The 6,963-nt window shown below is 72.3% G+C and carries 8 protein-coding genes; 2 read left to right on the plus strand and 6 right to left on the minus strand.

All coding sequences use genetic code 11. From position 1 onward, the window contains the following. A partial coding sequence (locus tag MFF42_RS26620) for an acyl-CoA dehydrogenase N-terminal domain-containing protein (RefSeq protein WP_373875207.1) occupies positions 1 to 75 on the minus strand: 75 nt, incomplete at its 3' end. Positions 76 to 180: 105 nt separating this feature from the next. Here MFF42_RS26620 and MFF42_RS22095 point away from each other — a divergent pair. Further along, positions 181 to 1,170, plus strand: a complete 990-nt coding sequence (locus MFF42_RS22095; protein WP_238257788.1) for an L-threonylcarbamoyladenylate synthase — start codon at positions 181 to 183, stop codon at positions 1,168 to 1,170. Between the two features lie 336 nt (positions 1,171 to 1,506). On the opposite strand, the gene MFF42_RS22100 is transcribed toward MFF42_RS22095, so the two are convergent. The 4 genes from MFF42_RS22100 to kaiC are packed head-to-tail and all read right to left on the minus strand — an operon-like array spanning position 1,507 to position 5,639. Continuing rightward, positions 1,507 to 3,270, minus strand: coding sequence for an ATP-binding protein (locus MFF42_RS22100; protein WP_238257789.1), 1,764 nt, complete (start codon positions 3,268 to 3,270; stop codon positions 1,507 to 1,509). Continuing rightward, positions 3,260 to 3,616: a circadian clock KaiB family protein gene (locus MFF42_RS22105; protein ID WP_238257791.1), complete on the minus strand. Its 357-nt coding sequence runs from the start codon at positions 3,614 to 3,616 to the stop codon at positions 3,260 to 3,262. The genes MFF42_RS22100 and MFF42_RS22105 overlap by 11 nt, the downstream gene beginning before the upstream one ends. After that, positions 3,613 to 4,002 carry a circadian clock KaiB family protein gene (locus MFF42_RS22110; protein ID WP_238257792.1) on the minus strand — a complete coding sequence of 130 codons (390 nt, stop codon included), beginning with the start codon at positions 4,000 to 4,002 and terminating at the stop codon, positions 3,613 to 3,615. Before MFF42_RS22110 ends, MFF42_RS22105 begins: the two co-directional genes overlap by 4 nt. Beyond that, positions 3,999 to 5,639, minus strand: a complete 1,641-nt coding sequence (kaiC, locus tag MFF42_RS22115) for a circadian clock protein KaiC (RefSeq protein WP_238257800.1) — start codon at positions 5,637 to 5,639, stop codon at positions 3,999 to 4,001. The genes MFF42_RS22110 and kaiC overlap by 4 nt, the downstream gene beginning before the upstream one ends. A 522-nt stretch (positions 5,640 to 6,161) precedes the next feature. On the opposite strand from kaiC, the gene MFF42_RS22120 reads away from it, so the two are divergent. Next, on the plus strand, positions 6,162 to 6,551 hold the full coding sequence (locus MFF42_RS22120; RefSeq protein ID WP_238257796.1) for a response regulator: 390 nt from the start codon (positions 6,162 to 6,164) through the stop codon (positions 6,549 to 6,551). 21 nt (positions 6,552 to 6,572) lie between these two features. Here MFF42_RS22120 and MFF42_RS22125 read toward each other — a convergent pair. Continuing rightward, positions 6,573 to 6,963 (minus strand): ATP-binding protein (locus MFF42_RS22125; RefSeq protein ID WP_238257798.1); only part of this gene is annotated, 391 nt, incomplete at its 5' end.

Genomic DNA, 6,963 nt, shown 5'->3' on the forward strand with positions numbered 1-6,963 from the left:
CGCCAGCACGGCGTCGAGCCCCGCGACGTGGCGGAGGGTGAAGGCCATCTCCTCGACGGGCGCGCGATAGCTCATGGTCTTCTCACGTTCCTCCCGCGGCCCGCGAAGGCAGCGATCCCGTTTGACGGCTTGCGGTCGCAGGGTTTACGGCCGGCCGCTCTTCCTCGCATCCACTCCGACATGGACGCCCCACCGTCAACCATTCCCACGCTGCGCCTGGCCGCCGACGCGGACGGCCTCGCGCGGGCGGCCGCGCTGATCGGGGCGGGCCGCCTCGTCGCCCTGCCGACGGAGACGGTCTACGGGCTCGGGGCCGACGCCACCGACCCGGAGGCGGTGGCCGCGATCTACGCGGCCAAGGGCCGCCCGCGCTTCAACCCGCTGATCGCCCATGTCGCGACGATCGAGACCGCGCTTGCCGAGGGCGTGTTCGACGAAGCCGCCCTCCGGCTGGCGAAAACATTCTGGCCGGGGCCGCTGACCCTGGTGGTACCGGCGGCCCCCACCGGTTCCGTCTGCGATCTCGCCCGCGCCGGGCTCGACTCCGTGGCGTTGCGCGTGCCGGCCCACGCCACCGCCCGCGCGCTGCTGGAGCGGGTCGGGCGGCCGGTGGCGGCGCCCTCCGCCAACCGGTCGGGGCGGGTCAGTCCCACCAGCGCCGACCACGTGCTGACCGATCTCGACGGGCGCATCGCCGCCGTGCTCGACGGCGGCGAGTGCCCGGTCGGGGTCGAGTCGTCCGTGGTCGCCTGCCTCGGCGGGCCGCCGCGGCTGCTGCGCCCCGGCGGGGTGACGCGGGCGGCGCTGGCCGCCCTGCTCGGCCTCGATCCGGAGGCGGCGGGCGATCCCGGGTCGCGGCCCGTGGGGCCGGGCCTGCTCGCCTCGCACTACGCGCCGCGGGCCGGGGTGCGGCTCGACGCGACCGGCATCGAGCCGGGGGAGGCGGTCCTGCTGTTCGGCGCCTCTCGTCCCGCCGGGCTGGAGCGGGCGGCGGCGGTCGAATCCTTGAGCGAGCGCGGCGATCCGGCGGAGGCCGCTGCCCGGCTGTTCGGGGCGCTGCGCCGGCTCGACGCCTCCGGCGCGCCGACCATCGCCGTCGTCCCGGTGCCGGAGGAGGGCCTGGGCGAGGCGATCAACGACCGCCTGCGCCGGGCCGCGGCACCGCGCTGAAACCGGCACGAGATTTCGCGAAACTTTTTTGCGGAACCGATCCGCCTCCGGCGCATTGTCTGGTTACGAAGGCCAGTTCAGCCCCCAATGGCCTTTTCCCTTCAAGGCTCGGAGCGATCCGAGCCTTTTTTCTTGTCCGCAACGCAAACGCATGCGGGAAAAGGAAAAAATATAAAATCTAAGGCTGATCGATCCGGTCTTTCCTTCGTCATTGCGAGGCGAAGCCGTGGCAATCCAGGGCGCGCCCTGTCCGGAGAGGTCGCGCCCTGGATCGCTTCGCTGACGCTCGCGATGACGGGGAGGGGACAAACCCGAAGCGATCAACCGGAAATGGTATCACTTGGAGCGGATGCCGCGCCGCTGGATCGCCCGGCGCAGGATGCGCGAGAGATCCTCCACCGAGTAGGGCTTGTGCAGCAGCGGGAAGCCGTGGCGTCCGTCCTCGGCGAGCACGTGGCTGTAGCCGGAGGAGAGCACGATCGGCATGCCCGGTCTCTCGCCCAGGATCGCGCGGGCGAGTTCGACCCCGTTCATGCCCGGCATCACCACGTCGGTGAACACGACGTCGAACCGGTCCGGCGTCCGGTCGAGTTCGGCGAGCGCCTGCTCCGCATCCATCGCCCAGACGGTGCCGTAGCCGAGTTCGGCGAGCGCCTGCGTCGCGAAGGCGCCGACCTCGCGGTTGTCCTCCACCAGCAGCACGCACGTGCCGTGGCCGGGGGCCAGGGGCTCGGGCTCGTCGACGGCCTCGGCGAGCGTCGGGGCGACCTTGGCGCGGGGCAGGAACAGGGTGAAGGTCGTGCCCTGTCCCGGCACGCTCTCCACCGCGATGTCGCCGCCCGACTGCTTGGCGAAGCCGAAGACCTGGCTGAGCCCGAGCCCGGTCCCCTGGCCGACGCCCTTGGTCGTGAAGAACGGCTCGAAGATCCGCGACAGGTCGGCCGGCGCGATGCCGGAGCCGGTGTCGGAGATCGACACCGCCACGAAGTCGCCGGGCACCGCCGGGTGGGTGCGCAGGGCCGGGATCTGCCCGGCATGGCCGACGCGGATGGTGAGCGTGCCCTCGCCGTCCATGGCGTCGCGGGCGTTGACGACCATGTTGACGAGCGCCGTGTCGAACTGGCTCGGATCGGCCTCGACGAGGCAGGCGAAGGGCTCGCCCGCGGCGTCGAAGCAGGGTTCGATCAGGGTCTTCACCTGGATGCGCGCGCCGGTCAGGGTGCCGACCATGTCGGCCACCGCCGCGACGCCGCGGCCGGCATCGAACACCTCGGGCTTGAGCGCCTGGCGCCGGGCGAAGGCGAGGAGCTGGCCCGTCAGCTTGGCCGCCCGCCCCACCGTGTCGGAGATGGCGTCGACGTAGCGGCGGCGGCGCTCCTCCGCGAGGTCGGGGCGCTTGAGCAGGTCGGTCGACGACTTGATGACGGTGAGCAGGTTGTTGAAGTCGTGGGCGACGCCCCCGGTGAGCTGGCCCACCGCCTCCATCTTCTGGCTCTGGCGCAGGGCTTCCTCGATCCGCTCGCGCTCGGCGACCTCGGCGCGCAGGCGCTCGTTGGCCTCGGCGAGTTCGTGCAGCCGCAGCCGCTCCGCCGTCAGGTCGGTCAGCACGCCGCAGAGCAGGAGGGTGTCGCCGTCGCCGTCGAGGCGGCTCAGCGAGAGGTAGGCCGGACGCTCGTTCCCTCCCTCGTCGCACAGGGCGATCTCGCCGCGGGCCGGCATCCGCGCCGCCTGGGCGACCAGGGTGGCGAGGGCGGCCACTTGGCCCCGGGCGGCGAAGCGCGCGAAGGGCTGGCCGATCAGGCGCTCCTGCGGGGTGCCCAGGGTCTCGGCGAGGCGGCGGTTGCAGTAGAGCAGCGTCCCGTCGGGCCCGAGGGTGAAGGCGCCCTCCTGGATCTGCTCGATCAGCACCCGGTAGGGCCGGTCGGCGTTCTCCAGGGTGTAGACCAGCCGCTCGCCGGCCGGCCCCTCGACCACGATGGCGTCGAAATCGCCCCGCCGGATCGCCGCGAGGGTGTCCTCGACCTCCTCCAGGCGCGACTCCAATTCGCGGATGCGCGCCTGCGCCTCGGCCAGCACCGCGGCAGCCGGCTCAGCGCTCATCGGCGCCCCCGCCCACGGTCTCGCGCCGGTCCGCCCCCGCGACCTCGTCGAGCTCCAGCCCGTCGAGGACGCGCCGCTCGTCGCTCAGGTCGCCGGCGATGCGCCGGGCGGGGAGGGGGGAGAGCCGCACCAGGGTCGGCGCCGCGACCACGCCGTCGGCGCCCGCGAGGGCCGATTGCTGGTAGATGTCGACCACTTCGAGGTCGCACGCGCCCTTGAGCCAGCGCTCGCACAGGCGGCGCACGCTCTCGATGCTGCGGGTCGAGCGCGGCGAGGTGCCGGCGACGTAGAGGCGCAGACGGGTGCGCCCGGCCACGCCGCCGTCCCTGACCTCCCCGCCGCTCAAAGCCCGTCCGCCTTCGACACGAGATCCGGCGATCCAAGATCCGCCGATCCGAGATCCTTGGGCCGGATATCAAGGCCGACTAGCACCTTCTCGGTGTTGGACAGATCGCCGATGATGCGCTTGAGCGGCGCGGGCAGGCGGCGCACCAGGGTCGGGATCGCCAGGATCTGGTCGCCGGCCGCGAGCTGCGGGTTCTTCATCAGGTCGATGACCTCGATGTCGTAATGGCCGGCGAGGTGCTCCTCGCAGAAGCGCCTGAGGTTGGCCATGGCGGCGAGCGACTTGGCGGTCTGCCCGGCCACGTAGAGGCGCAGGCGGTAGCGGCCGTCGTCGATCGCGCCGTCGGCGGCCTCGCCGTCCTCGCCCCTCGGCCCGGACCCGGTCATTGCGTGCCTCCCCGGCGGGCGGCGCGGTCGTGCCGCTCGCTCGTCAGCGCCGCCTCGCGCATCGCGTCCTCGTTCAGAAGCACGGCCTCTTCCTCTTCCACGGCTTCCAGGGTGGCGCGCAGCTCGTCGATCTGGCGCTCCAGCGACTGGCGCCGCCGCAGGGCCTCGCGCTGGCGGCGCCGGTTCTCCTGCTCGCGGCGCAGGGCGGCGGCGGCTTCCTCCGCCTCCTGCACCATCCGGGCGGTGCCGGTCAGCACGCCCGCCGGGCCGATATAGGCATCGATGAGCGCGATGCCCTCGCTCGAGAGGGTGAACTCGCGCACCTGGTTCGAGTGCCGCATGCCGCGGGCCTTGATGACGTAGAGCGTGCGCGAGCGCTCGCCGTTGGTCTCGACGTTGAGGAGCTTGATCCAGGCATCCATCAGCGAGGAGACGCCGATGGCGGCCTCGTGGTCGATCTCGCCGTCCTCCCGCAGGCTGGTGAAGACGGCGGTGATGCCGCGGCTCTTCAGCATGTCGATCATGCGCAGCATCGTCGCCTGCAGCTCGACGGCCGGTCCCCGCAGGGCGGAGAGGGGGTCGATCACCACCAGGCTGGGCTGAAACCGGTCGATGTCGCGGTGCATGCGCGCCAGATGCATCTCCAGCCCGTAGAGGCTCGGGCGCGCCGCCTCGAACCGCAGCAGGCCCGCCGCGACGTGGCGGGCGAGGTCGAGGCCGATGGAGCGGGCGTTGCGGGCGATCTGCTGGCCGCTCTCCTCGAACACGAAGGCCATGCAGCGCTCGCCCCGGGTGCAGGCCGCGTCGATCATGCTCGACGAGATCATGGTCTTGCCGGTGCCGGCCTCGCCCGAGATCAGGATGCTGGTGCCGCGGTGGAAGCCGCCGGGTTCGAGCATCGCGTCGAGGCCGGCGATGCCGGTGGAGATCACGCCCTCGGCGATCCTGTAGTCGAGGTCCGCCGAGGTGACCGGCAGGACGCTGATGCCCTCGGCATCGATCAGGAACGGGTACTCGTTGGTGCCGTGGGCCGAGCCGCGGTACTTCACCACGCGCAGGCGCCGGGTGGTGACCTGGTCCTCGACGCGGTTGTCGAGCAGCACCACGCAGTCGGAGACGTATTCCTCCATCCCCTGGCGGGTGAGCTGGCCGTCGCCGCGCTCGCCGGTGATGATCGCGGTCAGGCCGCGGTCCTTGATCCAGCCGAACAGGCGGCGGAGCTCCGCGCGCAGCACCGTCTCGTCGGAGAAGCCGGCGAACAGGGTCTCGATCGTGTCGAGCACGACCCGCTTGGCGCCGATCGAATCCACCGCGAAGCCGAGGCGGATGAACAGCCCTTCGAGGTCGTACTCGCCGGTCTCCTCGATCTCGCTGCGCTCCACCCGCACGTGGTCGATGGCGAGCTTGCCCTGGGCCACCAGCCCGTCGAGGTCGTAGCCGAGGGAGGCGACGTTGGCGACGAGATCCTCCGCGCGTTCCTCGAAGCTCATGAACACGCCGGGCTCGCCGAAGCGGGTCGCGCCGTTGACGAGGAAGGTGGTGGCGAACAGCGTCTTGCCGCAGCCGGCCGCGCCGCAGATCAGCGAGGGCCGTCCCTTCGGCAGGCCGCCGAAGGTGATGGCATCGAAGCCGTCGATGCCGGTGGCGACCTTCGCGAGTGCGGGAGCGCCGGCGGGCGGGCTCGCGGATTCGGACGTCGGGGACTCGGACGTCGGGGACTCGGACGCCGGTGACTCGGACGTCTGGGATGACGCCGGGGATTTAGCCGCCAAGACGGTTCTCCAGGACGGTTTCCTGCCCCGCCGATACCGGAGGCAGCTCGGCTCCCCGGCCCGAGCCCATCGGCGTCGTGGCGGAACGCTGCGGCGGGGACGCGGAGGAGCGGGGCGGGTGCCGGTCGCGGGCGCCGACGGGAAGGGCCAGGGGCGTCGTCATGAAGGCGTCACGGCGGGCCTCGAGCACCCGGTTTCGGGCTCCGTAATGCAAAGGCAGGGGGGTGGCAATACGCAGTCCGCCGAGCGGCCGGCGTGCTGGTCCTGCCGCGATTTATTGCAAATGTTTCATGAAATCTTCTGCGGCTCCGCTGAAACCAATCGCCGCGCGGGCTCTTTGAGGAAGACCGTTTCCCTTCGACCCACGCCAGCCCGCTCCGCTCACCGATGACCTCCCTCCCCGAGCCGACCCGTCCGTCCCCCGCGCCCCGCATCCTCGTCGTCGAGGACGAGTGCTTCGTGCGCATGGTCGCCGTGGACATGCTGGAGGATGCCGGCCTGCCGGTGGCCGAGGCGCCGGACGCCGACACGGCGCTGCAGCTCCTGGAGGGGCGGGCGCAGGCCTTCGACGCGCTGTTCACCGACATCGACATGCCGGGCTCGATGGACGGGCTGACGCTGGCGGCCCGGGTGCGGGCGCGCTGGCCGCATATCCGCCTCGTCGTCACCTCGGGCCGGCTTCGGCCCAACCCCGACGCGCTGCCCGATGCGGGCTTCCTGCCGAAGCCCTATTGCCGCTCCGACCTGCTCGGCGCCCTCGGGCAGGCGGCGGCCTGAGGCTTTTCGCGCGGGCCGCCGTCAGGCGGCCGGGACGGGCCAGCGCACCTCCACCCGCAGGCCGCCGAGTTCGGAGCGGCCGAGGCGCATCCGCGCGCCGACCCCTTCCGCGAGGTCGCGGGCGATGGCGATGCCGAAGCCGGTGCCGGGCCGGGTCTCGTCCCAGCGCCGGCCGCGGGCGATGCCGGCGATCGCCGCCTCGCTCATGCCCGGGCCGTCGTCCTCCAGCACCACACAGCCTTCCCCGCCCTCCGCGCGCCCCGAGACGCGGATGCGGCGGTGGGCCCATTTGCGGGCGTTGTCGAGCAGGTTGCCGAGGATCTCGGTGAGGTCGCCCTCGTCGCCGGGAAAGGCGAGGCTCTCGGGAACCGCGATCTCCCAGCGCAGGGCCTCGCCCTCGGGCAGCCGCCCG

Source organism: Methylorubrum podarium, assembly GCF_022179745.1.
In the GTDB taxonomy this organism is placed as follows: domain Bacteria; phylum Pseudomonadota; class Alphaproteobacteria; order Rhizobiales; family Beijerinckiaceae; genus Methylobacterium; species Methylobacterium podarium.

Coding starts and splice junctions, on each gene's coding strand:
- MFF42_RS22095 (WP_238257788.1), top strand. CDS start 181: ATGGACGCCCCACCGTCAACCATTCCCACGCTGCGCCTGGCCGCCGAC.
- MFF42_RS22100 (WP_238257789.1), bottom strand. CDS start 3,270: ATGAGCGCTGAGCCGGCTGCCGCGGTGCTGGCCGAGGCGCAGGCGCGC.
- MFF42_RS22110 (WP_238257792.1), bottom strand. CDS start 4,002: ATGACCGGGTCCGGGCCGAGGGGCGAGGACGGCGAGGCCGCCGACGGC.
- MFF42_RS22120 (WP_238257796.1), top strand. CDS start 6,162: ATGACCTCCCTCCCCGAGCCGACCCGTCCGTCCCCCGCGCCCCGCATC.